This window comes from Brevibacterium sp. BRM-1 (assembly GCF_026802075.1).
Classification (GTDB): domain Bacteria; phylum Actinomycetota; class Actinomycetes; order Actinomycetales; family Brevibacteriaceae; genus Brevibacterium; species Brevibacterium rongguiense.
The window spans coordinates 1,946,848-1,971,939 of record NZ_CP113788.1 but is presented as its reverse complement, the minus strand read 5'-3'; the positions used below and the strand labels follow the sequence as shown (position 1 = coordinate 1,971,939).

25 protein-coding genes and 3 pseudogenes are annotated in these 25,092 nt (G+C 73.2%); 15 read left to right on the top strand and 13 right to left on the bottom strand.

All coding sequences use genetic code 11. The features are described 5' to 3' along the window. Positions 1-31: 31 nt before the first annotated feature. The 4 genes and pseudogenes from BRM1_RS08635 to BRM1_RS08620 all read right to left on the bottom strand — a co-directional run. The gene (locus BRM1_RS08635; RefSeq protein WP_160954014.1) at positions 32-835 is read right to left on the bottom strand and encodes a crotonase/enoyl-CoA hydratase family protein; all 804 of its coding nucleotides are present in this window, start codon (positions 833-835) and stop codon (positions 32-34) included. 94 nt (positions 836-929) lie between these two features. Next, positions 930-1,598 (bottom strand): TetR family transcriptional regulator, encoded by a 669-nt coding sequence (locus BRM1_RS08630; RefSeq protein WP_160954013.1) that lies wholly within the window; start codon positions 1,596-1,598, stop codon positions 930-932. 58 nt (positions 1,599-1,656) lie between these two features. Then, entirely contained in the window at positions 1,657-3,012 is a 1,356-nt protein-coding gene (locus BRM1_RS08625) for a hypothetical protein (protein WP_268525224.1), read from the bottom strand. Between the two features lie 344 nt (positions 3,013-3,356). Next, positions 3,357-3,560 (bottom strand): annotated as a pseudogene (locus tag BRM1_RS08620) (integrase core domain-containing protein); the annotation flags it as partial. 28 nt (positions 3,561-3,588) lie between these two features. On the opposite strand from BRM1_RS08620, the gene BRM1_RS08615 reads away from it, so the two are divergent. From BRM1_RS08615 to BRM1_RS08600, 4 genes and pseudogenes are all read left to right on the top strand, one after another. Next, positions 3,589-3,912, top strand: coding sequence for a transposase (locus BRM1_RS08615; RefSeq protein WP_160954402.1), 324 nt, complete (start codon positions 3,589-3,591; stop codon positions 3,910-3,912). Continuing rightward, entirely contained in the window at positions 3,909-4,688 is a 780-nt protein-coding gene (locus tag BRM1_RS08610) for an IS3 family transposase (protein WP_268525221.1), read from the top strand. The genes BRM1_RS08615 and BRM1_RS08610 overlap by 4 nt, the downstream gene beginning before the upstream one ends. Further along, complete coding sequence (locus BRM1_RS08605; RefSeq protein WP_442864352.1) at positions 4,666-6,015, top strand: IS30 family transposase; 1,350 nt, start codon at positions 4,666-4,668, stop codon at positions 6,013-6,015. The genes BRM1_RS08610 and BRM1_RS08605 overlap by 23 nt, the downstream gene beginning before the upstream one ends. Positions 6,016-6,022: 7 nt before the next feature. Further along, a pseudogene (locus BRM1_RS08600) lies at positions 6,023-6,322 on the top strand (integrase core domain-containing protein); the annotation flags it as partial. Positions 6,323-6,349: 27 nt separating this feature from the next. On the opposite strand, the pseudogene BRM1_RS08595 reads toward BRM1_RS08600, so the two are convergent. Together BRM1_RS08595 and BRM1_RS08590 are read right to left on the bottom strand one after the other, a co-directional pair. Further along, a pseudogene (locus BRM1_RS08595) lies at positions 6,350-7,042 on the bottom strand (leucine zipper domain-containing protein); the annotation flags it as partial. A 116-nt stretch (positions 7,043-7,158) separates the two neighbouring features. Then, positions 7,159-8,409 (bottom strand): CaiB/BaiF CoA transferase family protein, encoded by a 1,251-nt coding sequence (locus BRM1_RS08590; RefSeq protein WP_160952798.1) that lies wholly within the window; start codon positions 8,407-8,409, stop codon positions 7,159-7,161. A gap of 137 nt (positions 8,410-8,546) precedes the next feature. Between BRM1_RS08590 and BRM1_RS08585 the strand changes: the two genes are divergently transcribed. The 3 genes from BRM1_RS08585 (at position 8,547) to BRM1_RS08575 (ending at position 12,102) form a co-directional block, all read left to right on the top strand. After that, on the top strand, positions 8,547-9,569 hold the full coding sequence (locus BRM1_RS08585; RefSeq protein ID WP_268525219.1) for a phosphotransferase family protein: 1,023 nt from the start codon (positions 8,547-8,549) through the stop codon (positions 9,567-9,569). Positions 9,570-9,573: 4 nt separating this feature from the next. After that, positions 9,574-10,323 carry a histidine phosphatase family protein gene (locus tag BRM1_RS08580; RefSeq protein ID WP_160952800.1) on the top strand — a complete coding sequence of 250 codons (750 nt, stop codon included), beginning with the start codon at positions 9,574-9,576 and terminating at the stop codon, positions 10,321-10,323. 132 nt (positions 10,324-10,455) lie between these two features. Beyond that, positions 10,456-12,102 carry a thiamine pyrophosphate-binding protein gene (locus BRM1_RS08575; RefSeq protein ID WP_268525216.1) on the top strand — a complete coding sequence of 549 codons (1,647 nt, stop codon included), beginning with the start codon at positions 10,456-10,458 and terminating at the stop codon, positions 12,100-12,102. A 15-nt stretch (positions 12,103-12,117) separates the two neighbouring features. Here the strand turns inward: BRM1_RS08575 and BRM1_RS08570 are convergent, their stop codons facing one another. Beyond that, entirely contained in the window at positions 12,118-13,176 is a 1,059-nt protein-coding gene (locus tag BRM1_RS08570; protein WP_268525214.1) for an alcohol dehydrogenase, read from the bottom strand. Between the two features lie 158 nt (positions 13,177-13,334). Between BRM1_RS08570 and BRM1_RS08565 the strand changes: the two genes are divergently transcribed. Further along, a complete protein-coding gene (locus BRM1_RS08565) occupies positions 13,335-14,099 on the top strand; it encodes an SDR family NAD(P)-dependent oxidoreductase (protein ID WP_160952803.1) in 765 nt (254 codons plus the stop codon). A gap of 36 nt (positions 14,100-14,135) precedes the next feature. Here the strand turns inward: BRM1_RS08565 and BRM1_RS08560 are convergent, their stop codons facing one another. The 3 genes from BRM1_RS08560 to BRM1_RS08550 form a co-directional block, all read right to left on the bottom strand. Continuing rightward, entirely contained in the window at positions 14,136-14,768 is a 633-nt protein-coding gene (locus BRM1_RS08560) for a hypothetical protein (protein WP_268525211.1), read from the bottom strand. A gap of 61 nt (positions 14,769-14,829) precedes the next feature. After that, positions 14,830-15,471, bottom strand: coding sequence for a response regulator (locus tag BRM1_RS08555; RefSeq protein ID WP_268525209.1), 642 nt, complete (start codon positions 15,469-15,471; stop codon positions 14,830-14,832). Then, entirely contained in the window at positions 15,468-16,700 is a 1,233-nt protein-coding gene (locus BRM1_RS08550) for a sensor histidine kinase (RefSeq protein ID WP_268525207.1), read from the bottom strand. Before BRM1_RS08550 ends, BRM1_RS08555 begins: the two co-directional genes overlap by 4 nt. Before the next feature lie 119 nt (positions 16,701-16,819). Between BRM1_RS08550 and BRM1_RS08545 the strand changes: the two genes are divergently transcribed. Next, positions 16,820-17,740, top strand: coding sequence for a CPBP family intramembrane glutamic endopeptidase (locus BRM1_RS08545; RefSeq protein ID WP_268525205.1), 921 nt, complete (start codon positions 16,820-16,822; stop codon positions 17,738-17,740). On the opposite strand, the gene BRM1_RS08540 is transcribed toward BRM1_RS08545, so the two are convergent. Further along, on the bottom strand, positions 17,730-19,058 hold the full coding sequence (locus BRM1_RS08540) for a beta-eliminating lyase-related protein (protein ID WP_160952808.1): 1,329 nt from the start codon (positions 19,056-19,058) through the stop codon (positions 17,730-17,732). The genes BRM1_RS08545 and BRM1_RS08540 overlap by 11 nt on opposite strands. Positions 19,059-19,207: 149 nt before the next feature. Here BRM1_RS08540 and BRM1_RS08535 point away from each other — a divergent pair, with 149 nt between their 5' ends. From BRM1_RS08535 to BRM1_RS08510, 6 genes are read left to right on the top strand one after another with little or no spacing between them, the layout of a single operon-like run. Then, on the top strand, positions 19,208-20,542 hold the full coding sequence (locus BRM1_RS08535) for a sensor histidine kinase (RefSeq protein ID WP_268525202.1): 1,335 nt from the start codon (positions 19,208-19,210) through the stop codon (positions 20,540-20,542). Further along, on the top strand, positions 20,530-21,174 hold the full coding sequence (locus BRM1_RS08530; protein WP_160952810.1) for a response regulator transcription factor: 645 nt from the start codon (positions 20,530-20,532) through the stop codon (positions 21,172-21,174). The genes BRM1_RS08535 and BRM1_RS08530 overlap by 13 nt, the downstream gene beginning before the upstream one ends. Before the next feature lie 29 nt (positions 21,175-21,203). Next, entirely contained in the window at positions 21,204-22,058 is an 855-nt protein-coding gene (locus BRM1_RS08525) for a DUF4097 family beta strand repeat-containing protein (RefSeq protein WP_160952811.1), read from the top strand. 18 nt (positions 22,059-22,076) lie between these two features. After that, positions 22,077-22,205, top strand: coding sequence for a hypothetical protein (locus tag BRM1_RS08520; RefSeq protein WP_268525198.1), 129 nt, complete (start codon positions 22,077-22,079; stop codon positions 22,203-22,205). Positions 22,206-22,239: 34 nt separating this feature from the next. Next, positions 22,240-22,920, top strand: coding sequence for a hypothetical protein (locus BRM1_RS08515; protein ID WP_160952812.1), 681 nt, complete (start codon positions 22,240-22,242; stop codon positions 22,918-22,920). Position 22,921: 1 nt separating this feature from the next. Next, positions 22,922-23,569: a hypothetical protein gene (locus BRM1_RS08510; protein ID WP_268525196.1), complete on the top strand. Its 648-nt coding sequence runs from the start codon at positions 22,922-22,924 to the stop codon at positions 23,567-23,569. Positions 23,570-23,599: 30 nt separating this feature from the next. On the opposite strand, the gene BRM1_RS08505 is transcribed toward BRM1_RS08510, so the two are convergent. Both BRM1_RS08505 and BRM1_RS08500 read right to left on the bottom strand, forming a co-directional pair. Beyond that, a complete protein-coding gene (locus BRM1_RS08505; protein ID WP_268525195.1) occupies positions 23,600-24,253 on the bottom strand; it encodes a pyroglutamyl-peptidase I in 654 nt (217 codons plus the stop codon). Further along, positions 24,250-25,089, bottom strand: coding sequence for a PhzF family phenazine biosynthesis protein (locus tag BRM1_RS08500; RefSeq protein WP_268525194.1), 840 nt, complete (start codon positions 25,087-25,089; stop codon positions 24,250-24,252). Before BRM1_RS08500 ends, BRM1_RS08505 begins: the two co-directional genes overlap by 4 nt. Positions 25,090-25,092 lie beyond the last annotated feature (3 nt).

Genomic DNA, 25,092 nt, shown 5'->3' with positions numbered 1-25,092 from the left:
GCGCGGCCTCGGCGGGGCCCGAGGCGGTGGCTCAGCGGCCGGTCCAGCGGGGGGCGCGCTTCTCCGCGAACGCGGTGGCGCCCTCCTTCGCGTCGGCCGACTCGAAGACCGGGCCGACGATCTCCTGCTGGCGGGCGTAGGCCTCGTCCGCGGGCCACCCGGCCTGCTCGACGATGACCCGCTTCGTCACGCGCACCGCGAGCGGCCCGTTCGCCGCGATGCCCGCCGCCAGCTCGAGCGCCGCCTCGAGCGCGGAGCCGGCCGGCACGACGCGGTTGACGAGGCCCGCGGCGCGGACGTACTGGGCGTCGAACATGTCGCCGGTCAGCGCCATCTCCATCGCGATCGCCCGCGGGGCGCGGTTCGGCAGGGCGACGAGGCCGCCGGCGGCGGCGACGAGGCCGCGCTTGACCTCCGGCAGGCCGAACTTCGCGTTCTCCGCGGCCACGACGAGGTCGCAGGCGAGCATCGTCTCGAAACCGCCGGCCACGGCGTAGCCCTCGACGGCGGCGATGATGGGCTTGGGGGCGGGGCGTTCGGTGAGGGCGAGGAAGCCGCGGCCCTCGACGGCCGGGCGGCGGCCCTTGACGAAGTCCTTGAGGTCCATCCCGGAGCAGAACGTGCCGCCGGCGCCCGTGAGCACCGCGACGGCCAGCGCGTCGTCGGCGGCGAAGTCGTCGAGGATGTCGGCCATGAGAAGCGCCATCTCCTCCGTCGCCGCGTTCTTGGCCTCCGGGCGGTTGAGCGTGATGACGAGGATGCCCTCGCGCTTCTCCGCGAGGACGGCGGGCGGGGCTTCGTGGGGGTCGCGGGGCGGCGTGTGCGGTGCGGTCATGGCGGGCTCTCCTTCGAGCTGGCTGGATCGGGCAGGCGGTGGAATGCGGGCAGGCGGTGGAATGCGAGCGGGTGCGCGGCGGCCGCCCGGCGGCTCAGGGGCCGTCGGGGTCGTCGGGGGACAGGCGGGTCTCGCCGGTGGGCACGGGCTGGGCGAAGAGGCGCTCGAGGTCGCCCGCCCCGGGCTCGGCGCAACCGAGGATGCGCAGGGCGTGGAGCGTGTAGGTCCGCTCCAGGTCCTCGGGCGTGATGTCCCCGCCCGGGCGGTACCAGAGCGGGATCGCATTGCAGATGGCGAGGATGGAGCGGCTGGCGAGTGCCGCGTCGACGACGGCGAACTCGCCGGCCGCCTCGCCCGCGCGCACGATGTCGAGCAGCAGGCCGCGCGATTCCTTCTGCAGCTCGTGGAGGCGTGCGAAGCGGTCGGGGGTCAGGCGCTCGGTGTCGCGCAGCACGACGCGGCTGATCTCCGGGTTCGCGATGCGGAAGCGCACGAGGTAGCGCACGAGGGCCGCGACCCGCTGGGCGTGGTCGTCGCCGGCGGCGGCGATGACCTGCCGGCTATGGGCGTTGAACCGCTCGTAGGAGGCGCTGACGAGTTCGTAGAGTGCGTCCTGCTTCGAGGAGAAGTAGTAGTAGAGCGCGGAGAGGCTGAGGTCGGCGGCCTGGGCGATGTCGCGGATCGAGGCGCCGTCGAAGCCCTTGGAGGCGAAGGTGTCGCGCGCGGCGCGCAGGATCGCCTCGCGTCCGTTGGTTGCGCGCATGATCCCTCCCGTGGGCTCCGCCGGCCGGGGCTCGCACCCCGGCAGAACGAACAATCAGTCAATAATCGGTCGATGGAGTGACCCTACCGCACGGGCCCGCACCGCACGGCGTCATGCGGCGCTGGCGTTCCACGCATCGACGAACGAGCGGGCCCCGTCGTCCAGGCCCACTCCCGAGGCGGCCGCGGCCTGGCGGGCGCCCTGGGCGCGGCCGGTCGCGGTGGAGTCGAAACTCAGGGCGCTCAGCTGGGCGACCCGGATCGTGGCGGTGCCGGTCCAGCCGCTCCCGCGCAGGATGCGGATGAACCGGGCCCGGGTCGCGCACCGGATCCGGGGCCGTCTGGCTCGCGGGGCTGCTGCCCACGTCGAGTGTGAAGTCCGGGCTCGAGGCGGTGCCCGCTAGCCGCGCATCGGCCCAGCCCGCGTCCCACAGGTCGGCGAGCAGCGGCGCTGTGTGCGCCCGGTCGGCGCCGAGGGCCGAGGTCACGGCGCCCGCGCCCGTGGTGCGCGCGGCCATGAGCACGGTGGCCTTCGCATCGAAGCGGGCCGCGGCGAGGTCTGCGGAGCCCAGGCGGCGCAGCGCGGCGGAGTCCCCGTGGACGTGCCAGGTGGAGTCCTTGCCCGCCTGGTAGCCCGCGAAGAAGGCCGTGGCGCGCATCCCGGTGCGCTCGATGGCCGGCAGCAGGGCGAGGGCGCGCGTGGCCTGTTCCTCGGTGCCGCCGATGCGCAGCCCGGGACCGTTCGCCTGGCCCTCGCCGCCCTTGTGCGCCGCGATCGCGCGCAGCGCGGCCGGGATGTCCGCCCGCCGGGCCACCGTGAGCTCCGTGCGCTGCGTGGAGCGGTAGTCGGCCTGCGCGAGCGCGCTGCCCGGCACCGCGGCGACCATGCGGCGCAGCGCCGCCACCCGGGAGCGCGCCTCGGCACCGGAGGGCAGCACCAGCTGCGCGGTGTCGGCGCCGGAGCGCCGGAATGACAGCATGCCCTGCGGTGCTGTCGGCATGGCCTGCGGCGCCACGTTCAGGGCGTCTGCGCCGCGCGCCAGGCGGGCGGTCGTGCCCTGCCGGGCCGCGCACACCGCGGTGATCCAGCGCTCCGCGAGGAGCGCGGGAACGTCGGCGAGCACGGGCGGGCCCAACTGGGGCACACCGGGCGCCGTGCCGGCGGGCCCGATGACGAGCGGCGCGATCGCGCGGCCCACCTCGATGGCGACCGACGGCACCGTCTCGTCCCGGTAGCCGTCGAGGATCCGGTAGGCGCCCTCGCCCAGCGCCTGCGCGGCCGCCGCCGAGGCGGGGCGCGCCTCGATCCGCAGGTGGTCCCCGGTGGTCGCCGTGGCCCCGCCGGGGCACAGCGCGCGCACGCGCTCGCGTGTCTGCGCGGCCTGGGACCCGCGCAGCGTGCGCACGCTCTGCACCCCGGCAGTCGCGCGACCTCCGCGGCGACCGCCTGCGCGTCGTAGGCGGGCCGGTCGTCCCGGTCCTCCGCACCTGGGGGCACGGACTTAGGCCCGCCGATGAGGGCGAGGGCGACAATACCGGCCATGACGATGACCGTGGCGAGCGCCACGAGGAGCGAGAGGACGAGCGCGAGGCGGCGGCGCTCCTGCGGGGTGCGCGGCCGCCCCGGGCCGAGGAGGTAGACGAACGAAGACAGGTCCATGGCCCCAGTGTTGTCCGCGGGCCCGGCGCGCGGCAGGGGGCGGCTGCGCCCAGCGGGACACGCGTGTGGCGGATCGGCGACACGCGCCTCGGTGGGGGGCTAGCTGTGATGTCCAGGCAGGTTGTTGAGTCTGCTGATGGGCGGGGCTCCGATCGCGGAGTGAACCCTGTGGTGATTGTAGACATGCAACCAACCAGGAAGTTCACCTCGGCGTTCGGTCTCGGAACTGTAAAAACGCGCGTAGGCCCAGCCCTCGGCAAGCGTGCGGTGAAACCGCTCGATCTGAAGCGCCCTGGGTTTGGTTCCGACTCATCTGAAGGAGAATCGGATCATGCCCAAGAAGTACGACCAGCAGTTGCGTGAGCACGCCGTCAGGATGGTGCTCGACAAGCGCGCCGCCGAAGCATGCTCACAGCGCGTCGCGATGGACGCCGTCGGAGCCTCGCTCGGTATCGCGCCGGCGACCATCCGTAACTGGATGCCCCGTGCCGGCGAACAACTAGCCATGGCGGGCGCGGCAGCGCCGCGTGAGTCGCTCGAGGAAGAGAACCGGCGCCTTCGCCGCGAACTCGCAGAGACACGGCGCGCGAACGAGATCTTGAAGAAAGCATCGGCTTTTTTCGCAGCGGAACTCGACCGCCCCACGACGAGATGATCCGGTTCATCGACGAACACAAGGGTCAGTTCGGGGTCGAGTCCATCTGTCGCGTGCTGGGCGCGACGGAGTGTGGGTTCATCACGTCGCGCGGCTACCGGGCAGCGAAAGCCCGCCCGCGCTGCGCGCGAGCGATCCGTGACGAGGTCCTCATCGACGAGATCCGGCGCGTCCACCAGCAGAATTACGGCGTGTATGGCCACCGCAAGATGTGGCACGCGATGCGCCGCCAGGGCTGGATGATCGGACGCGACCAGACCGCCCGGCTCATGAGAGTCGCTGGGCTGCACGGTGTTCGGCGCGGGCGTCGCCCGTTCACGACCGTCGCGTCGAAGCTGCCCGATCACCGCCCGGACCTGGTCGAGCGTGACTTCCACGCGTTGGCGCCGAACGAGCTGTGGGTGGCGGACATCACGTACGTGCGCACCGTCGGTGGGTTCGCGTACACGGCGTTCATCACCGATGCGTGCACAAGGAAGATCGTCGGTTGGTCGGTCGCGTCGTCGCTGACGACGCAGGCGTTGCCGATGATCGCGTTGCAGCAGGCGATCACCACGACCCCGGCGGCGCGTCAGAGCGGACGGCTCGTGCATCACAGCGACCGCGGAGTCCAGGGCGGATTCAACTGGTTGTCGCAACACCTCGATCGAGAGGTGTTCAACGATGGTGACGGCGGATTGGAGCAAGAAGACCAGCGAAGTGCCCGTGAGTGCGCGTCGGCAGTGGCGTGCGGATCGGGCGTTGCGTCCGCCGATGCGCTCGCCCGGGCGGCCTGAGCCTTCGCGGGAGGTGCAACGGCAGTTCTGGCGTCTGATCGCGACGGGTATCACCTCCGCCGAAGCGGCGCTGACGGTGGGCGTGTCTGTGCCGGTCGGGACCCGTTGGTTTCGTCACGCTGGCGGCATGCCGCCGATCAGCCTCGCCCCGCCCACAGGTCGTTATCTGTCCTTCGAGGAACGCGAGGAGATCGCGCTTCTCCGCGCCAAGCAGCTCGGCGTGCGTGAGATCGCCCGCAGGATCGGCCGCGACCCGGGAACGATCTCCCGCGAGCTGCGCCGCAATGCCGCTACGCGCAGCGGCAAGCAGGAATACCGGGCGCTGGTGGCGCAGTGGAAGGCGCAGCAGGCGGCGAAGCGGCCGAAGAAGGCGAAGTTGGTGACCAACGCTAGGCTGCGCGAGTACGTCCAGGACCGTCTCGCCGGCAACGTCCGCCGACCCGATGGCAGCGTGGTCGTCGGCCCTGAGCCGCTGGCATGGAAGGGGCGGAACAAGCCACATCGGCAGGACCGGCGGTGGGCGATCGCGTGGAGCCCGGAGCAGATCTCACACCGCCTCAAGGTCGACTTCCCGGATGATGAGTCCATGCGCATCAGCCACGAGGCGATCTACCAGTCGCTGTTCATCCAGGGCCGTGGCGCGCTCAAACGCGAACTCGTCACCTGCCTGCGAACCGGTCGCGCACTCCGGCAGCCACGAGCTCGAGCGCAGAACCGTCCGCAAGGGCATGTCACCGCCGATGTCGTGTTCTCCGAACGTCCTGCGGAGGCGGCGGACCGCGCCGTTCCTGGGCACTGGGAGGGGGATCTGATCATCGGAACGGGCCGATCGGCGATCGGCACTGTCGTCGAGCGCAAGAGCCGCTCGACTCTGCTGGTGCACCTGCCCCGCCTGGAGGGCTGGGGCGAGAACCCATATGTGAAGAACGGTCCTGCACTGGGAGGCTACGGCGCCGTCGCGATGAATGCTGCTCTCGTCGCGACCATGACCAAGCTTCCAGAACAGCTTCGCAAGACACTCACCTGGGATCGCGGCAAGGAGCTTTCTGCGCATGCCCAGTTCGCGCTTGAGACGGGCACGAAGGTGTTCTTCGCCGACCCCCACTCGCCCTGGCAGCGGCCGACGAACGAGAACACAAACGGGTTGCTGCGTCAGTACTTCCCGAAGGGCACGGACCTCTCGCGGTGGTCGGCCGAGGACCTCGAAGCCGTCGCTCTCGCGCTCAACAACCGGCCACGGAAAAGCCTGAACTGGCGCACTCCCGCGGAAGTCTTCGAGGAGCAGTTACGCTCGCTTCAACAACACGGTGTTGCAACGACCGATTGAGCCCAAGCAGTACGTTTCGCTGGCGTACACCGACACGTTGGCCGAGCACGGCGTCGCGCCTTCGGTTGGGACAGTAGGCGATTCGTATGACAACGCCTTGGCTGAGACGGTCAACGGCTTGTACAAGGCCGAGCTGATCTACTCACGCACGACGTGGCCGTCGACATCGGCGGTCGAATTGGCGACGCTGGAGTGGGTCAGCTGGTGGAACCGTCAACGCCTGCACGAAGCTCTCGACTACCGCACGCCCGCCGAGGTCGAAGCGGCCTACGATCAATCCCAGGCGAGAGCCCTCGTCACCACATAAGCGCGGAACGAAACCCAGGGCGCTTCAAACACTCACGCCACGGTCTGCAAACCACGCCACGGCCCTGTTGAGCACACCAATGGCAGTGAGGGCCTTCTCATCGGCGCATATCTCCGCGTAGGCCACCCGGGAGTGGTCATCGATGACAGTGTGGACGAATGCGGTGCCGATACGAGGTCGGTAGTCGTGGCCGCGCTCACCGGTGAGGCGGGCCTGGGCACGGGCGTTGAGCTTGCTCTGGCGCCGGGTGAGGAACTTGTGGCCGCCACCGTCGGGGATGTTGCCAAACTTCGTGACGTCGACATGGATCAGCGCCCCAGGGTGGTCGTGCTCATACCGGCGGATCGGTTCACCGGTGACGCGGTCGATACGGTTGAGTCGGTTGATCCGGCAGCGCACGAGCACCGCGTGAACCGTTGATGCCGCGATGCCCAGTTCGCCGGCGATCTGCACCGGCCCCAACCGCCTGCGCCACCGCGCTTTGACGATCTGCTTGACCACCGCAGGCGGGGTCTTGGTTGGCATCGAGTGGGGCCGGCTGGATCGGTCCATCATGCCTGCGGGGCCCTCGATGCGGAATCGGGTCGCCCATTTTCGGGCCGTCGGCGGTGAAGTCATGAACATTCTCGCCGCGGCGGCGACCGGCCATTTCTGCTCAACGATGAGCTTGGCTAGGCGCAATCGAGCGCGTGGGGTCAGAGCAGCGTTAGCGTGGGACATGAAGGCCTCCTGTGATGCGTGAGCGGTTTGTCGACAGCTCCACTCTCGCAATGGGAGGCCTTCACCTGTCAGCGGGTAGACCGCGATTCACGCAACAACGTCCCTGGACACCACAGCTAGCCCTGCGCGCTGGGGCCGCCGCCGGCGCCGCCCAGCTGCCCCTCGCCGGCGAGCCACGCGCGCACCGCCTGCGAGTCCTCGCCCAGCGCGGGCGGCTCCTTGCGGTACGTGGGCGGGGTGGCCGACATCCGCAGCGCGTTGCGGACGGTGGGGATCGTGCCCTCCTCGCCGGCCGTCCACAGGGGGTCGAGGCCCAGCTCATCGGCGAACGCGAGGCCCTCGGCCACGTTCTGCACCGGCGCGCACGGCAGCCCCGCCGCGCGCAGCTTGGCGAACCAGTTCGCGCGGGTGTCCGCCGCGAGCTTGACGTTGATGAGCGGGGCCAGCGCGCGCCGGTTGAGGTTGCGCTTGCCGGGGGAGTCGAAGCGCTCGTCCTCCAGCCACTCGGGGGCATCGAGCACCGCGGCCAGGCGGGCGAACTGCCCGTCGTTGGCGGCGACGACGATGAGGTCGCCGTCCGCGGTGGGGAACGCGTTGTAGGGGTAGAGCGTGGCGTGCTCCTTGCCCTGGCGGCTGGGCAGCTCATCCGTGGTCGCCACCACCTGGTACTGGTTGGCCATCGTGAAGATCGCATTGGCCATGAGGTTGTTCTCCACGAGCTGGCCCTGCCCCGTGCGGTCGCGGTGCCGGATGGCCGCGAGGATGCCGTAGGCGGTCATCATGCCGGTCGAGATGTCGAAGAGCGAGACGCCCGAGCGGGTGGGGGCGCCCTCGGGGTCCCCGCACATGTCCATGAAGCCGGAGAAGCCCTGGATGAGCACGTCGTAGCCGGGCAGGCTGCCGCCGCCCTGGCTGCCGAAACCGCTGATGTGGGCGTAGACGGTGTCGGGGCGCAGGGCCCGCACGTCCTCGTAGCCCAGCCCGAACTTCTCCAGCGAACCGGGCTTGAAGTTGTGGATGAAGACATCGGCGCGCGCCGCGATCTCCTTGGCCGTCGCCAGGTCGTCCGCGTCTGCGAAGTCGAGCACGATCGAGCTCTTGTTGCGGTTGACCGCCTGGTAGTAGCTCGCTTGATCCTGGAACGACGGCGGGGCCCACTTGCGCGTGTCGTCCCCGGTGGGGCCCTCGACCTTGATGATCGTCGCGCCCATGTCCGCCAGCATCATCGTCGCGTAGGGCCCGGCCAGCACCCGCGAGAAGTCGGCGACCACGATGTCGTCGAGCGGGCCGGCGCCGGTGGGGCTCGCCTTCGCGTGCTGCCGGGCCGGCGCGGTGATGGCCTCGGCCGCGCTGTGCGCTGCGCTCATGGGGTACTCCTGTCTGCCGCGCCCCCGTCCGCAGCTGCGCGGGCGCGGGGGCTTCGGCGCTCGTCTTCCTTGACACCCTACGGGGCCAACACTAGTTTTAATGAGCGTCGAACGATTGTTCAAACTGGAGGTCAGCGGTGACGGATCAACGGCTCCCGGCGGGCATCGAGCCCAGTGTCGTGGGATGGATCTCCGACCGCTTCGACGCCCCGGAGCTGGGCTGGGAGGTCCTGTCCGTGGGCCGGTCGAACCTCACCTACGTCGTCACCGTCGACGGGCAGCGCCGCTGGGTGCTGCGCCGCCCGCCGCTCGGCCATGCCGGCGGCAGCGCCCACGACGTCGCCCGCGAGGGCCGCATCATGCAGGCGCTCGGCCCCACGGACGTGCCCACCGTCACCGTCCTCGACATCGTCGACGACCCCGCCGTGCTCGACGTCCCGTTCGTCTTCCAGGACTACTGCGCGGGCTTCCCGCTCAACGACCCGGACGACCTGGCCCGCATCCCGGAGGCCGAGCGCCGCCGCGCCGGGTTCAACCTCGTCGACGCGCTGGCCGCGATCCACCGCGTCGACGTCGACGCAGTGGGCCTGGGCGACCTGCGCCGGCCCGGCAGCCTCATCGAGCGCCAGCTGCGCCGCTGGCTGGGGCAGTTCCAGCAGATCAGCATGCGCGAGATCCCCGCGATCGAAGAGGTCCACGACCTGCTGCTGGCCCGGATGCCCGATGCCGCGCACTCGCCCACGGGCCTGTGCCACGGCGACTACAAGCCCAACAACCTCATCTGGGCCGACGGCGGCGACATCCGCGCGGTGGTGGACTGGGAGCTCTCCGCCGTGGGGGAGGTGCTCTCCGACCTGGGCTACCTCATCGCCATGCTCACCGCCAAGCTCGACCTCACCAGCATCTGGGTGCCGCGGCCCGGCACGGACCTGCCCAGCGTGGACGAGCTCGTCGCCCGGTACGAGGAGGCGTCCGGCATCACCGCCCACGACATCGACTACTACCAGGCCTTCGCCCTGTGGAAGCTCGCCTGCATCCGGGAGGGCGTCTACACCCGCCTCGTGAAGGGCCAGATGGGCGACCTCGACATCGACGTCGAGGCGGCCGGGGCCGGGGTCGAGGAGCTCGCCCTCCAGGCCCGCGCGCTGCTGGGAGCCTGAGCCGGTGAGCGACTTCCTCAACCGCGCCCTGGGTCGCGCGCTGCTCAGTCGGGGCATGGGCGCCACCGACGTCATCCTCATCCGGCACGGTCAGCAGGAGCGGCCCGGCGCCGATGCCCCCGAGTCGGATGCGTTCGACCCGCCGCTGTCCGAGCTGGGCCGCGCCCAGGCCCAGGCCGCCGCCGAGGCGCTGGCCGGCGAGCCGCTGCAGGCGGTCTTCGCCTCGGACCTGCGCCGCGCGAGCGAGACGGGCGAGGCCATCGCCGCCCGCCACGGCCTCGGCGTGGAAGCCGATGAGCGCCTGCGCGAGGTGGGGATCTTCGAGCGGGTCCCTCCGGGCGCCAGCATCATGGACACGGTGGGGCAGACGGCCGCCCAGGCCGCGGCCGCGGACCTCGTGCGCACGCGCAAGTGGGACGCGGTCCCGCTCAGCGAGTCCTCGGACGCCTTCCGCCGGGGCGCCCACGCGGCGATCTGGGACATCGTGCGCACGTTCGCCCGGGACCAGCCGCCGGTCGAGGAGGGCGAGCCCGGGCCCACGATCGCGATCGCCTGCCACGGCGGCATCATCAATGCCTTCCTCGCCCAGGAGTACGGCATCGCGATCGACTTCCTCTTCCGCCCGGTCCACGCCGGGATCACCCGGGTGCGCTTCGACCTGCAGGGGCCGCTCGACACGGAGGCCGGGCGCGCCATGATGGTCACCGGCAATGAGCACGCCCACCTGGTGCCCGGCGGCCTCGTCACGTACTGAGCGGGCGCCCACCGGGGGTGCGGGCCCGCGGAGCTCGGTGCGGGCCCGCCCGCACCGGCTGCCGCCTCCCCGGCGGCTATGATGCTCCGGGCGCACCGGCGCGCCCGGCAGACGACGAAAGGCAGTGTGGACATGAGGCTGTTCGAGGCGATTGCGCGATTCCTCGCGGACGAACGCGACGGGCGGCCGGTCTTCGGCCTCATGGGCGATGCGAACCTCGCCTACCTGGGCGCCTACATCGAGCGCCACCATGGGCGCTACATCGCCGCCGCCGTGGAGGGCGGAGCCGTCCTCATGGCCGACGGCTGGGCGCGCATGAGCGGGCAGCTGGGCATCGTCACGGTCACCCACGGCCCGGCCCTGACGAACACGCTCACCGCCCTCATCGAGGCCGTCCAGGCGAAGACGCCCATGGTGCTGCTCACCGGGGACACCCCGGACGTCAACGAGCACTTCCAGTACGTCGACATCCAGGGCTTCGCGCGCTCGGCCGGGGCGGGCTACGAGCGGGTGAAGACGGCGGCGACCGCGCTGCAGACCCTGCGCAAGGCCTTCGTGCGGGCCCGGCTGGACTCGCGGCCCATCGTCGTCGACGTCCCCTACCCCCTCGTCGGCCATGACGTCGAGTGGACGGAGACCGCGTGGCCCTCCACGGACCTCCAGCGCATCGCCCCGGATCCCGACGCCGTCGACGAGGCGCTGGGACTGCTCATGTCCGCCAAGCGCCCCCTCGTCATCGCGGGCCGCGGCGCCGTGGAGTCCGGGGCGCGCGCTGACATCCTCGCGCTCGCCCGCGCCGTGGGCGCGCCGGTCATGACGACGCTGCTGGGCCGCGAGCTGTTCCTGGGGGAGCCGGAGAACCTGGGCGTGCACGGCACGCTGTCCACGCCCGCGGCCGTCGACTACATGGGCCAGGCCGATGTCGTCGTGAGCTTCGGGGCCTCGCTGAACAACTGGACGACGGACCACTACGAGCTGCTGGCCGGCAAGCGCGTCATCCAGTCCGACCGGGATCCGGGCGCGCTCGCGAAGTACGGGCCCATCACGCACGGGGTGGTGGGCGATGCGCGCGCCGTCGCCCAGGCCATGCTCGCCCGGCTGGACGAGGCCGGCCACACGGGGCCGGCCAAGCCCCCGCGCTACCTCGCCGCGATCGCCGCGGCGCCCGGGCGCGAGGCGAAGGACCTCTTCCGCTCCACGAGCGGCGGGGGCTTCATGGACATGCGCGAGGCCGCGCTCGCGATCTCCGATGCCCTGCCCGCGGGCACCCAGCAGGTCCACGACGTGGGCCGCTACTCCTACTCCGTGTGGCCCCACATCACGACGACGCCGGGCCGCTGGCACTACGCCGGCCACTTCGGCTCGATCGGCCTGGGCATCGCGTTCGGCGCGGGCGCGGCGGCCGTGCGCGATGACGTGCCCACGGTCGCGTGGGTGGGCGACGGCGGGGCCATGCACGGCATCGTCGAGGTCAACACCGCGGTGCGCCACGGCCTGCCGCTCATCGTCGTCGTCATGAACGACCAGTGCTACGGCGCGGAGTACATCAAGCTCCAGCTCGTGGGCTCGCAGGCGAGCACCTCGTTCGTCCCGTGGTCCTCGTTCGCCGAGGTGGCCCGCGGCCTGGGCGCCCACGCCGTGCGCGTCACGGACCGCGGCGGCCTGGACCGCGCGGCCGAGGCGATCGCGCAGCAGCGCTTCCCCCTCGTCATCGAGGTCGTCGCGGACCCGGACAAGGTCGTCAACCAGCCCTCGGTCAGCCCGCTGCCGGAGGAGTGAGGCCCCGCGCCGGGCTCAGTTCGTCAGCACCGTGCGGCCCGTCGCCCGGCCCTGCTCGAGGGCGTCGAGGGCCTCGTTGACCGCCTCGGCGCTCATGGGCCGCTCCGAGATCGGCAGGCGGGGCAGGTCCTGGGACTTCGCGAGCTCCACGAGGGCCTTGAGCTCCGGCAGGCTGCCCACGAAGTTGCCGAGGATGGAGATGAGGTTGAGCGCCAGCACGGTGGTGGGGTAGGTGTGCTCGCCGCCGAACAGGCCCACGCTCACCAGCGTCCCGCCCTTCTCCAGTGCGCGCATCGCCATGGACGCGGTGGCCCCGTTGTTGACGAAGTCGATCGCGGCGGACAGCCTGCCGCCGGCGGCCTCGACGAGCCCCGCCACGGGGTCGTCGGCCCGCGAGTTGAACGTCACCGTGGCGCCGAGCTCGCGGGCCGCGGCGAGGTTATCGTCGTTGACGTCCACGGCCGCGATCCTCCGATGCCCCAGCGCGTGCAGCAGCGCCACGGCCATGAGCCCCACGCCGCCGGCGCCGATCACCGCGATCGTGTCGTCCGCACCGCGCGGCAGCACCTTGTTCACGGCGGAGTACGAGGTGACGCCGGAGCACGCGAGCGTCGCGCCCCACGCGGGGTCCAGATCGCCCAGCGGGATGAGATAGCGCTCATCGGGCACCCACACCTGCTCCGCATATCCGCCGTTGAGCTGGACGGACAGGTTGCGCCCCTGCGGGCAGTAGTTCTCCCGGTCCTCCCGGCACGCCTGGCACTTCCCGCAGCCGATCCACGGGAAGACGATGAACTTCTCGTCCCCGGGGCGGACCTTCGCGTCCGGCCCGGCGGCGGCGACGGTGCCGACGATCTCGTGCCCGAACACGGCGGGGTAGGTCACCCCGGAGGCGCTCAGCGGCAGCTTTCCCGCCGAGCCCAGGTCGAAGAAGCCCTCGCGGCAGTGGACGTCGGAGTGGCAGACGCCGGAGTGGGTGACGTCGATGAGGACCTCGCTGCCGGAGAGCTCCGGCGCGTCGATGTCCATGGCCTCGATGCGGGCCCCGGCCTCGGGTGCTGCGTAGACGTGCATAAGCGCCTCCTGATCGATGGTGTGAGCTCATTCCACCACCGCGCGGGGCCCGCGTCGAGATCCGCGTCACGTTTTCCTCCGCGCCGCGTGAGATAGTGAGCCCACAGCGGTGCCGAGGGGCCCGCCGATCGCAGCAGCACCCCATCCCAAGGAGAGACATGGAACTGAACAACGCCGTCGCACTCGTCACCGGGGGCGCCTCCGGCCTGGGCCGGGCCACCGCCGAGGCCCTGCTGGCACAGGGCGCGCAGGTCGTCATCGTCGACCTCAACGCCGAGGCCGGCCAGGCCGCCGCAGCGGAGATGGGCGAGCGCGCGCACTTCGCGCAGGCCAATGTGGCCGACGAGGCGCAGGTGCAGCAGGCCATCGACACCGCCACCGGGCTGGGCGAGCTGCGCGTGGTCGTCAACTGCGCGGGCGTGGGCACGCCGGGCAAGCTCGTCTCCAAGCGCGGCCCGCTGCCGCTCGAGGACTTCGTCAAGGTCGTGACGATCAACCTCGTGGGCACCGTGAATGTCTGCCGCCTGGCCGCCGCCGCGATGGCGGAGAAGACCGCACCCCAGGGCGAGGAGCGCGGCGTCATCGTCAACACCGCCTCCGTGGCCGCGTTCGACGGCCAGATCGGCCAGATCGCCTACTCCGCCTCGAAGGGCGGCGTCGCGGCGGTCACGCTGCCCATGGCCCGCGAGCTCGCCAGCTCCCTCATCCGCGTCGTCACGATCGCGCCGGGCATCTTCTGGACGCCCATGATGGCGGGCCTGCCCGAGGCCGCGCAGGAGTCGCTCGGCAAGTCCATCCCGCACCCCTCGCGCATGGGCAAGCCGGAGGAGTACGCGCAGCTGGTCGAGGCGATCGTGGCCAACCCCATGCTCAACGGCGAGACGATCCGCCTCGACGGCGCCATCCGCATGGCCCCGAAGTGAGCCGCGCCCGCGGCTGAGCAGTCGGGGGTCGGCCCGTCAGGGCTGGTCTGGCCGGTCCGCGCCCGAGGTGCGGACCGGCTGCGGCTGTGTCCGCACCTCGGCCTCGTGGGCCTGGCGGCGCAGGACGAGCCCGCGCACGCTGCCCATGAGGATGAGCAGGAGCGTGAGCAGCAGTGCCCCGGCGACCACCGGCGGGTCGATGCTGGCGCGCGCCGGGTAGTAGGTGAGCTCGTGGACGATGATCGACAGGAGCGAGGCGAAGACCGCCGGCACCGTCCAGTTGGCCGACAGCCGCGCGGACAGCGAGATGAGCACGACCGCGCCCGCCGGCGCGGCGAGCACGGACACGAGCCACACGCACAGGATGACGAGGCACGCCACGAGCGCCGACGGCGGCCCGACGTAGGACTCCTCGACCTCCATGGGGTCGTGCCGGATGGCCGAGGGCAGGAGCGCCAGCGCGAGCACGCCCAGGCTCAGGTCGACCCCGAAGCGCACGCCGCCCAGGCCGTCCCCGCCGGGCACCGTGGACTCGATGACCCCGGTGGCCATGAGGATCTGCTGGGCGGCGAACATGACGACGCCGGCCACCGCGGCTAGCCAGAACAGCACGGTCGTGCGGGTGCGCGAGCGCACGGGCGAGGGCTTGAGCGGTCGGCGGGACTTCATGCGGTCACTGTAGCGAGGCACCTTGAGACACAGCCGAGCGCGCGGTGCGGGCCGCGCGCGGTCAGGACTGGGCGCGCAGCACCTCGATTGCCAGGCGCACCCGGTTGTCCGCTCCGGTCTTGTGCAGGATGCGAGCCACGTGCGTCTTCACCGTCGGCAGCGCCAGGTGCAGCGCGGCGGCGATCTGCGCGTTCGTCTGCCCGTCGGCGATGAGGCGGGCCACCTCGCGCTCCCGCTCGCTCAGCGCGTCGAGCACCGAGGCGCCCGGGCGCGGTGCCGCGGTGCGCCGCTGCGCGTCGGCCAGCCGGCGCAGGGCTCCCGGGTCGATCGCCGAGGTGCCGCCCGCCACCGTGCGCACGGCGGCCAGGAGCTCGCGCGGCTCCGTGGTCTTGAGCAGGAAGCCCGCGGCGCCGGCGGCCAGCGCGTCGACGACGAACTCGTCGGCGTCGAAGGCGGTGAGCACGAGCACGCCCGGCGGGGCCAGGCTGCGCGCGAGGAGCCGGCGCGTGGCTTCGATGCCGTCGAGCACCGGCATCCGCACGTCCATGAGCACGACGTCGGGGCGCAGGGCATAGGCGCGCTCGAGCGCCTCGCGGCCGTCCCGGCATTCGGCCACGACCGCAAGGTCCGGCGCCGATTCGAGGATGAGGTGCAGCCCGGCGCGTACGAGCGGCTCGTCATCGGCCAGCAGCACGCGGATCACGGGGCGGCCCCGGCAGTCCCCGCGGCCCCGCCTGCCAGGTCGAGCGGGGCGCTCACGCGCACGGTGAACCGCGGGCGCTCGGCCGTGGGCTCCTCGACCGCGACGGTGCCGGCCAGGAGCCCGACCCTCTCGCGCAGCCCGATGAGCCCCTGCCCGGTGCCGGGGCGCCACGGCTGGCCCGGGACCAGCGGCACCGGATTCTCCGCGCGCAGCTCGAGGCGCCCTCGGACGTGGCCGATGACCACCGTGATCGGCTGGCCCGGGGCGTGCTTGCGGGCGTTCGTCAGCGCCTCCTGCACGGCGCGGTAGAGCATCTGGGCAATGAGGGCGGGCATTGCGCCGAGGGAATCGGCGCCCAGCGGCTCCCGCCACTCAACGGCGGCGGGCGTGCCCGCTGCCCGAGCATCGGCGACGAGCTCGGCCAGGTCGAGGCGCGGCGCGCGCCCCTCCTCCTCGCGCAGGAGGACGAGCACCGAGCGCAGGTCCCGGTCCGCGGCGCGCGCCGCGGTGGCGATCGTGTGGGCCTGGGCGCGCACCTGTTGCAGCGGCAGGTCCTCGCGCAGCTCGAGCGCACCCGCGTGCATTGCGATGACGCTGAGCCGGTGGGACAGCGAGTCGTGCATGTCGCGGGCGATGCGCGCGCGCTCGCCCAGCCGCGCCTGCTGGGCCAGCGACTCCGCGTACGCCTGGCTGAGCCGCGCCCGCGCCGCGATGAGCGCGCGTGCCTCGCACCGCCGGCCGCGCGCGGTGCCCAGCGCCAGGAGGAGGGCCGGCGCGCCCACCCCGCCGAGCACCGCGGCGAGCCAGTCGGCACCCGTGAACCCGCTGGGGGAAGTGACCGCGAGCCCCAGCACCGTGGAGACCGCGGCGACCGCCAGCGCGGCGCCCGCCCACGCGGTGCGGCGGCGCCCGCCCAGGACGAACAGCGCGGCGGCCGCGGCCGGCAGCGAGGTGGCGGAGAAGCCGGAGACGGCGGTGACGATGAGGGCCGTCGCGAGAGCGGAGGCGGGCGCGCCGTCCGGCCGACGCAGCGCTACGGGCAGCAGGGCGAGGGCGGCCGCGCCCAGGGCCACGTCGACGGCGAGGAGGGCGAGGGCACGCTCGGCATCCCGGCCGATGAGCGCCTCGGGCTCGGGGCCCACGTAGATGTAGGCGGCGACGAGCACCATGAGCGCGCCGGCCGCGGCGCACACGGCCCAGACGGCGAGGAGGTGTCGGCGCGAACTCACCCCACGATCGTAGGCGAGGCCGCCGCGCCCGGGTGTCGTCCGAAAGGATGACTCCCGGTGCTGCGAACCGTTCCGCCGGACGATACCGGCGCCCACCGCGGGGCGGGAGGGTGGGGGCCATGACTTCGACACAGACCTCGACACCGAATCCGACACCGACCTCCTCGCCGAATTCGGCCCGCCCCGCCTTCCACCGCCTGGGCGCCGCCGCGCCCAACGCCCGCTGGTGGCGCCCCCTGCTGGGCCTGCTCGTCTTCGGTCTGTCCGCGGCGGCACTGTCGCTGCCGATCCTCCTGGCCGACGACATCTGGGGCGTTTTCCGGCTGGACGCGCCCACCGACCTGCGCGACCCGCGCCAGATCGCGGCGCTGGGCCTGTTGCTGGCCGTGTTCGTGCCCGCCGGCTGCGCGGCCGTGCGCTGGGGCTGGCACCGGCCGATGGGCACCCTCTTCTCCACGGCCGGGCGGCTGCGCTGGGGCTGGCTGGGCACGTGCACCGCGCTGGCCGTCATCGCCACCGCCGTGACCGCGCCGCTCATGCTGCTCGATCCCGCCACCCGCCAGTTCCACCCGCACCTGAGCGGCAGCGCGCTCGCGGTGCTCACCGTGGTGATCCTCCTCGTCCCGCTCCAGGCGGCGGGCAAGGAGGTGCTGTTCCGCGGGCTCCTGCCCCAGGCGGTGGGCCAGTGGCTGCGCGGCCCGGCCTGGGCGATCCTCCTGCCCATCCCGCTCTTCGTCGCCGGGCACGAATACGGCTGGGTGGGCAGCGTCGACGTGGGGGCCTTCGCCCTCATCGTGGGGGTCGTCGCCTGGCGCACCGGAGGCCTCGAGGGGCCCATCGCAGTGCACGCGGTCAACAACGTGACCGTGTTCGCCCTGGGCGCCGTGGGCCTCGGCGATCCCAACGCCCAGGACGCGAGCCCCTGGGCGCTTGTGGGCTCCGTGAGCACTCCGCTGCTGGCCGCGTGGCTCATCTGCCGCGCACACGCGCGCCGGCGCGTGCAGCCCCGCGAGGCCGCGCCCGCGCCGCTCACACCGTGAAGCGCACCCCGCTGAACTCGGAGCGCCACGCGGCGGCCTCGCGGCCCACCGCCTGGCGGGCCGCGGCGTCGGCGGCCGGGTCCAGGGCGCGGGCGATGAGGCCCGCCAGGCGCTCCATGTCCGCCTCGACCATGCCCATCCGCACGATCTCCGGGGTGCCCAGGCGCACGCCGTTCGCATCGCCGTCCACTGCGGGCGCCGGCAGCCCGATGCCGTAGGCGAGCAGGTTCGCCTCCTCGAGGGCGGCCGCAGCCCGCGAACCGCCGCCGTAGGGGGCGGCGAGCAGCGCGAACTGGTGGGAGTCGGTGAAGCCCTGCGCGCCGGCGAAGACCTCGAGGCCGGCCGCGGCGAGCTCCTCGGCCAGTGCCCCCGCGCAGGCGCGCATGAGCGCCGCGTAGTCCTCGCCGACCGCCAGCCAGTCGGCCAGGGTGATGCCGAGGGCTGCGACCTCCGCCACATCGAAGTTCGCGGTCAGCCCGGGGAAGGCGATCTGCTCGACCCGCTCGGCGAGCCCCGGGTCGTTGCTGAGCACGAGGCCGTGGACGGGCCCGCCCAGCGACTTGTACGTGCTCATCGTCATGAGGTGGGCGCCCTCGGCCAGCGGATTCGCCCACTGCCGCCCCGCGATCATCCCCGACACGTGCGCGGCGTCGAAGAGGAGGACCGCGCCCACCTCGTCGGCGATCTCGCGGACCTGGGCCACCGGGTGCTCGAAGAGGTTGAGCGAGCCGCCCAGCGTGATGAGCGAGGGGCGCACGGCCCGCGCGAGCTCGGCCAGCGCCGCGACGTCGACGCTGTAGCGGCCGGCATCCACCGGCGCCTCGACCGTCTGCACCCCGTAGAGACCCGCGGCGCCGTCGGCGTGGTGCGTGACGTGGCCGCCGATCGTGTCCGGCGACGCGATGATCGTGTCCCCGGGCCGGCAGGCGGCCATGAACGCGGTGAGGTTCGCGGCCGCACCGGACATGACCCGCACCTCGGCGAAGTCCGCATCGAACACCCGCGCGGCGAGCTCGGCCGTGGCGACCTCCAGCTGCTCGATGTCGAACAGCCCCGTCTCGATCTTGGCCCCGGGATAGCCCAGCGAGGTGCGCGGGGCGAGGTCCATGCCGAGCAGCGCCTGCGCCCGCGGGTTCATGAGGTTCGAGGCCGGGTTGAGGTTGATGGCCGAGCCCGCGTAGTAGCGCTGGGCGGCGGAGGCCAGCGAGTCGATCGCGTCCGCGAGCTGCGCGGGCCCGCCCCCGAGGCGCTCCTCCCCGATCGCCTCGATGCGCGCCTGGGCGTGGGCTGGGATCCAGGGGCGGGGGCTCAGTCGCATGCGACCATCCTGGCCCCGCGCCGGGGCTGAGACAATAGGGCGGACGGACTCCCCGCGTCCCGCGCGGCCGCGCGGGTGGGGAAAACCGGAACCCGGGCGGCGGGCCAGCCGCGTGGGCAGCGGCTTGCGGGCCCAATAGCGTGGGGGACATGGAGACAAGAGAACTGCCGCGCGAGTCACCGCCCCCCGCGGCGTCGCAGCGACCGCAGCAGCCCCTGCCGCCGCGGCCAGCGCAGCCGCCGCGCACCCGGCGCCGCGGCCCGGGGCCCATGGGCTTTGCCAACGTCACGGCCTCCGCCGTGCTGTGCGTCGTGTGGCTGTGGGTGCCGGTGGCGCTGTTCGCCACCGGGATCGGCGGCCTGTTCGCACTGGGCGCCGGGCTCATCGCCCTCGCCGCGTGGTTCTTCCTCCAGCGCGCGATCAACGCGGGTGAGCGGGTGCGCGCCGAGGCCGTGTACGGGCTCGGACTGCCCGTGCCCCGCCCGCGCCGCAGCGCCCGGGACGGCTTCCCCGGCTTCCTCGAGGACCAGTGGTTCGTCCTGGCGTCCGCGCCGTTCTGGCGCGGCACCGCACACCACCTGCTCAAGCAGCTCTACGGCGGTGCCGTCGGCATCCTCTTCCTGCTGGCCGTCGGCACCGGCGCCTACCTGCTGTGCGGCGCGCTCAACCCGGGACTGCGCGGCTCCCTGGGAACCGATGCGAGTGCCTGGGCGCGCCTGGCCGCGGGCACCGGCGGGGCGGCGCTCTTCCTCACCGCGTGGCCCGTCGTGTGGTTCTCCGCGTGGCTCGACCGGCTCATCGACCGCTGGCTGCTGCGCCCGGCTCGCGCTGCGGAGCTGGAGAAGGAGGTGCACACCCTCGACCGGGCGCGCACCGGGGCGATCGACTCCGCGACCACCGAGCGCCTGCGCATCGAGCGCGACCTCCACGACGGCGTCCAGCCCATGCTCGTGGCGCTGTCCATGAAGCTCGGCATGGCCAAGGCCAAGCTCGCCTCCGACCCCGACGGCGCCGCCGTGCTCGTCGCGGAGGCCCACGCGGACTCCAAGCAGGCGATCACGGAGCTGCGCCAGCTGGCCCGCGGCATCCACCCGGCCGTCCTCACCGACCGCGGCCTCGACCCCGCCGTCTCCGCGCTCGCCGCCCGCTCCGTCATCCCCGTCGAGGTGGACGTCGCCGTGTCCGGGCCGGTGGGGGCGGAGGCCGAATCCGTGGCCTACTTCGTCGTCGCCGAGGCGCTGACGAATGCGAACAAGCACTCCGGCGCCGCCCGCATCCGCGTCGCCATCTCCGAGCACGCCGGGCTGCTCACCGTCTCCATCGCCGACGACGGGCGCGGCGGCGCGCGCATCGGCGGCAGCGCCTCGGCCTCCGGCCTGGCCGGGCTCGCCGGCCGCGTGGCGGCCGCCCGCGGCACCCTGACCCTGACCAGCCCCGAGGGCGGTCCCACCGCCATCGTTGCGGAGGTGCCATGCGCATCGTGATCGCCGAAGACTCCGTCCTCCTGCGGGAGGGCATGGTCCGCCTGCTCACCGATGCGGGCCACGAGGTGGCCGCCGCGGTCGCGGACGCCTCCGCGCTGCTCGCGGCCGTCGCGGAGCACTCGCCGGACCTCGCGATCGTGGACGTGCGGATGCCGCCCACGTTCACCGACGAGGGCATCCGCGCCGCCGTGCTCATGCGCAAGCAGAACCCGGGCTCGGCCGTCCTCGTGCTCTCCCAGTACGTCGAGGAGCGCTACGCCAGCGAGCTCATCGCGGAGAACACCGGCAGCTTCGGCTACCTGCTCAAGGACCGCGTGGCCGATGTCGAGGACTTCCTCACCGCCGTCAGCGAGGTAGCGGGGGGCGGCACGGTGCTCGACCCCGAGGTCGTGGGCCAGATCCTCGTGCGCTCGCGCAAGCAGGAGGGCCTGGCCATGCTCTCGGCCCGTGAGCGCGAGGTGCTCCAGCTCATGGCCGAGGGCAAGTCGAACTCCGCGATCGCCGGCCAGCTCTACCTGTCCCCGGGCTCGGTGGAGAAGCACATCAGCTCCGTGTTCGCCAAGTTCGGGCTCATCGCGGATTCGGATGAGAACCGCCGCGTGCTCGCCGTGCTGAAGTTCCTGGGCAACTGAGGCCCGCCCCTGAGGCAGGAAGGACCGCCATGCCGACCCCCGCGCTCCACGACCAGCGACCCCCGCAGCCCCCCGCCCAGCCCCCCGCGCAGTCGGGCGGACCGCGGCCCGCCCCTGCCCGCCCCCTCAACCTCTCCCCGGGGGCGCGCACGGGCGTGCGCGCCGCCATCGCGATCGTCGCGGCGCTGGCCGTGCTCACCGCGCTCACGGCCGTCGCCTTCGGGTTCGCCGCCGGACTGCGGACCCACCAGGAGACGAAGACGGCAGACCTGCCCGCGGACTTCTCCGCCCTCACGGTCACCGGCTTGGGCGCCAACGTGAGTGTGCGCGCCGACGACGGCGCCCGGGCGCCGGTGGCCCGGCTGACGTACACGGGCAGCGGGAGCGCGCCGGGCATCGACATCCGCAGCGACAAGCGGGGCGCCACGGTGGGCGTCGAGGGCGAGCGCGGCGTGATCGGCAGCAGCAGCGCCCAGCTGGAGATCACCGTGCCCGCCGCCATGGCCGCCTCCCTGCCGCTGAGCCTCGATGCGAAGTCCGGTGCGGTCGAGGTCGACGGCGGTGCGTGGAAGCGCATCGCGGGCACCGCGGGCAGCGGCGTCATCACCGTCCACACGAAGGCCGATGCGCTCGAGCTGAGCGCGAGCTCCGGGATCCTCAACGTCAAGGGCGAGTACGGGACCGCGGATCTGCGCGCGAAATCCGGGGCGATCCACTCGGAGAGCCTGTGGGTCAAGCGGCGCGCCTCCACCCAGGTCTCGGTCGGCACGGCCAACCTCGACCTGTCCTCCGGCGCCCCGCCCCAGCAGGGCATCTCCGCGACCACGGACTCCGGCTCGACGAAGCTCATCGTGCCCCGGCCCGGCAAGGACGCGAAGGGCTAGGACCGGCCTGGCTACACGGTGAACTCGTCCAACGGCTCCGGCAACGTCGAGATCGACATCCCCCACGCCAGCAGCGCGGGCGCCGCCGGCATCCCCATCGACATCGACAACCGCTCCGGCGAGACGTCCGTAGAGTACGGACAGTGAGGAGAGGACGGACAGCGACCCGGGTGCGCGGCCGGTGACGGCCTACCTCTCCGAGATGGCGGCGCTGGGCGTGTTCGGCTTCGACCCGCTGGGCGCCGTCATCATGCTCGCCTTCATCGCCGGGGGCTCCCGGCTGCTCCACACCGTCGTCTTCACGCTCGTCAACTGGGCGGTCACCGTCGCCGTCGCCGTGCTGGGCGGCCTGCTCTTCACCGCGCTCGCCGCGCGCGTGCACCGGTGGGCCTCCGAGGTGCCCGTCTGGGCCTGGGTGGCCGCCGAGGCGGTAGTCGCCGCGGCGCTGCTCGCCTGGGCGATCGTGCGCATGGTCCGCGGGGTGGCCCCCGAGTCCGACCGGCCGCCGCGCACCGCCTCCAGCTGGGCGGTGGCCGCGGCCAGCGCGGGCTTCGCGGTCGCCGCGTTCGTCGACCCCGGGTACTCCGCGGCGATCGTGCTCTCCGCCGGCCATCCCCTGTGGGAGACGACAGCGGGCATGACCCTGTGGTTCGCGATCACGCAGTCCCCGCTCCTCGTGCTGCTCATCGCCGCCCTGTGCGGCAGGACCGAGGCGGCCGGGCGGTGGCTGCGCGGCTGGATGGCCCGCATCCGCCGCCCCGTGGCGTACGCGATCACGGGGCTCATCGTCGCCTGCGTCGTGCTGCTGGCCGCCGATGCCGTGCTGCTGTCCGTCACCGGCCGCTTCCTGCCGAGGCTCTGACGTGGCAGGCGATCGCACCCGGCTGCGCTTCACGGGCCACATCGCGGGGGCGGGCACCGCCGGCGGGACCCGGCTGGTCCTCGGCTGCTGGACGCGCACGCCCTGGGGGCCGTTCGCCGATGTCATGGCCGCCCTGCCCGATGGCCGCCGCGTGCTGCTGGCCCCCGCTGAGCGGGTGGCTGAGTTCGTCGCCGCCACCTATGCGTTCGACGAGGTGCGGATCGTGCCCGTGGCGGTGCACCGGACCGGCACGGGCGCGGGGTCCGGCTGGCGGGTGCGCGCGGGCGGCCCCGAGGGCGGGGCGCCGGTGCTCGCGTGGGACTTCGAGGTGGGCCGGCGCACCGCGCTCGGGGCGCTGCTGCGCGCCGTGCCGCCCCCGCTGGCCCGCACCGCCGCCTTCTGCCGGGCGGTCGATCCGCTGGCCCGCCGGGTGGTGCCCGGGGTGCGGACCTACGGCACAGCCGGCGCGGGGCGCACGGAGTGGTACGCCGCCTCGGACCTCCACGCGCTCGCCGCCAGCCGGGCCGCGTGGGAGGGCGCGGACCTCGGAGCGCTGCGCCCGGTGGCGTCGGACCCCGCATTCGGGTTCGGCTCGACGCCCCCGGCGCCCAGCCTCACCGCGCTCACGAGCACCGTGCGGCTGGGCTGAGCGCCCGCCAGCGCTCCTCTGCCGCCGCTGCTACGCCTCCGCGCCGCCGGCCGCACGCAGATCGGGCCGCCCGGAGCGCACGTGGGCGGCCGTCGTGAGCACGCAGCGCAGCACCGCCGCGGCGATGCGCTCCTGGTCCATGTCGCGGGTGTGCGGGACGTGGACGAAGCCGGCGGCGGGAGCGCGCCCGCCGCGCGCCCCGAGGTCCTGGCACACCCGCATGAGCCGGTAGAACACGGCGTTGCACACGTAGGTCCCGGCCGTCTGGGACACCGCCGCCGGGATGTGCGCGGCGCGCAGGTCGGCGGTGATGGCCTTGATGGGCAGCGTGGCGAAGGCGCCCGCCGGCCCGCCCGGCTCCAGGGGCTCGTCGATGGGCTGGGCGCCCGCGTTATCGGCGATCCGCGCATCGGCGATGTTGATCGCGACCCGCTCGGGCGTGACCTCGCGCCGCCCGGCCGCGAGCCCCAGGGCGATCACGGCGGCCGGGTCCGCGGCGCGCACGGCGGCCTCGAGCGCCTCGGATGCGCGCGCGAAGTCGACCGGCAGCACGCGCGTCGTGACCGCGATGCCGGGGTGGGCCGGCGCCGCGGCAGCCAGAGCCGCGAGCGCGGCCACGGTGGGGTTGTCCGCCTCCCCGCCGAAGGGCTCGAAGCCCGTGACGAGGACGCGCACGGCGCTCACAGCTCGACGGTGCCCGTGATCGTCGAGGCGGTGGCCCCGCCCACCCAGATCTCGCCGTCCGCACTCGTCACGCTCACCCGGCCCGCGCGGCCGAGCGCGGTGCCCTGGGCGGCCGTGTAGTCCTCCGGCAGGTCGCCCGCGGGGATGAGCCAGCGCGCGAAGCCCGCATTCAGGCTGCCGGTGACCGGGTCCTCGGGCACCCCGTAGGCGGGGCAGAAGGCGCGCACCTCCACGTCGGCCGGACCGCCGGCGGGGTGCGCGCCCAGCACGCCCACCTTGAGGTCGCCCAGGGCCGCGAAGTCCGGCTCGAGGCCCAGCACCGTCTGGGCGGAGTCGAGGTGGAGGCCCAGCCAGCCCGGGCCGTTGTCGATCCAGTTCGCGGCGAAGAGGCGCTCCTCACCGATGCCCAGCGCGGCGAGCGCCCCGTGGAGGTCGATGAGCTCCGGTTCGCCCGTGCGCACGAACTCCGGGGCCGCGAAGGCGATCGTGGCGTCCGCGCCGATCCGCAGGTCGATGAGGCCCAGGCCGCACTCCTGGCGCAGGCGCCCGGGCTCGCGCGGCTCGCCGCCGGCGGCCAGCCACGCGTGCGCCGAGCCCAGCGTGGGGTGCCCGGCGAACGGGATCTCCGCGCCGGGGGTGAAGATCCGCAGGCGGTAGTCGGCCTCCGGGTGCGCGGGCGGCAGCAGGAACGTCGTCTCCGACAGGTTCGTCCAGCGGGCGAAGGACGCCATCCGGTCATCCGGCACGTCCTGGGCGGCGTGCACGACGGCCACGGGATTGCCGCTGATGGGCCCGGAGGCGAAGACGTCGACCTGGGAGAAGGGGTGAGCGCTCATGCC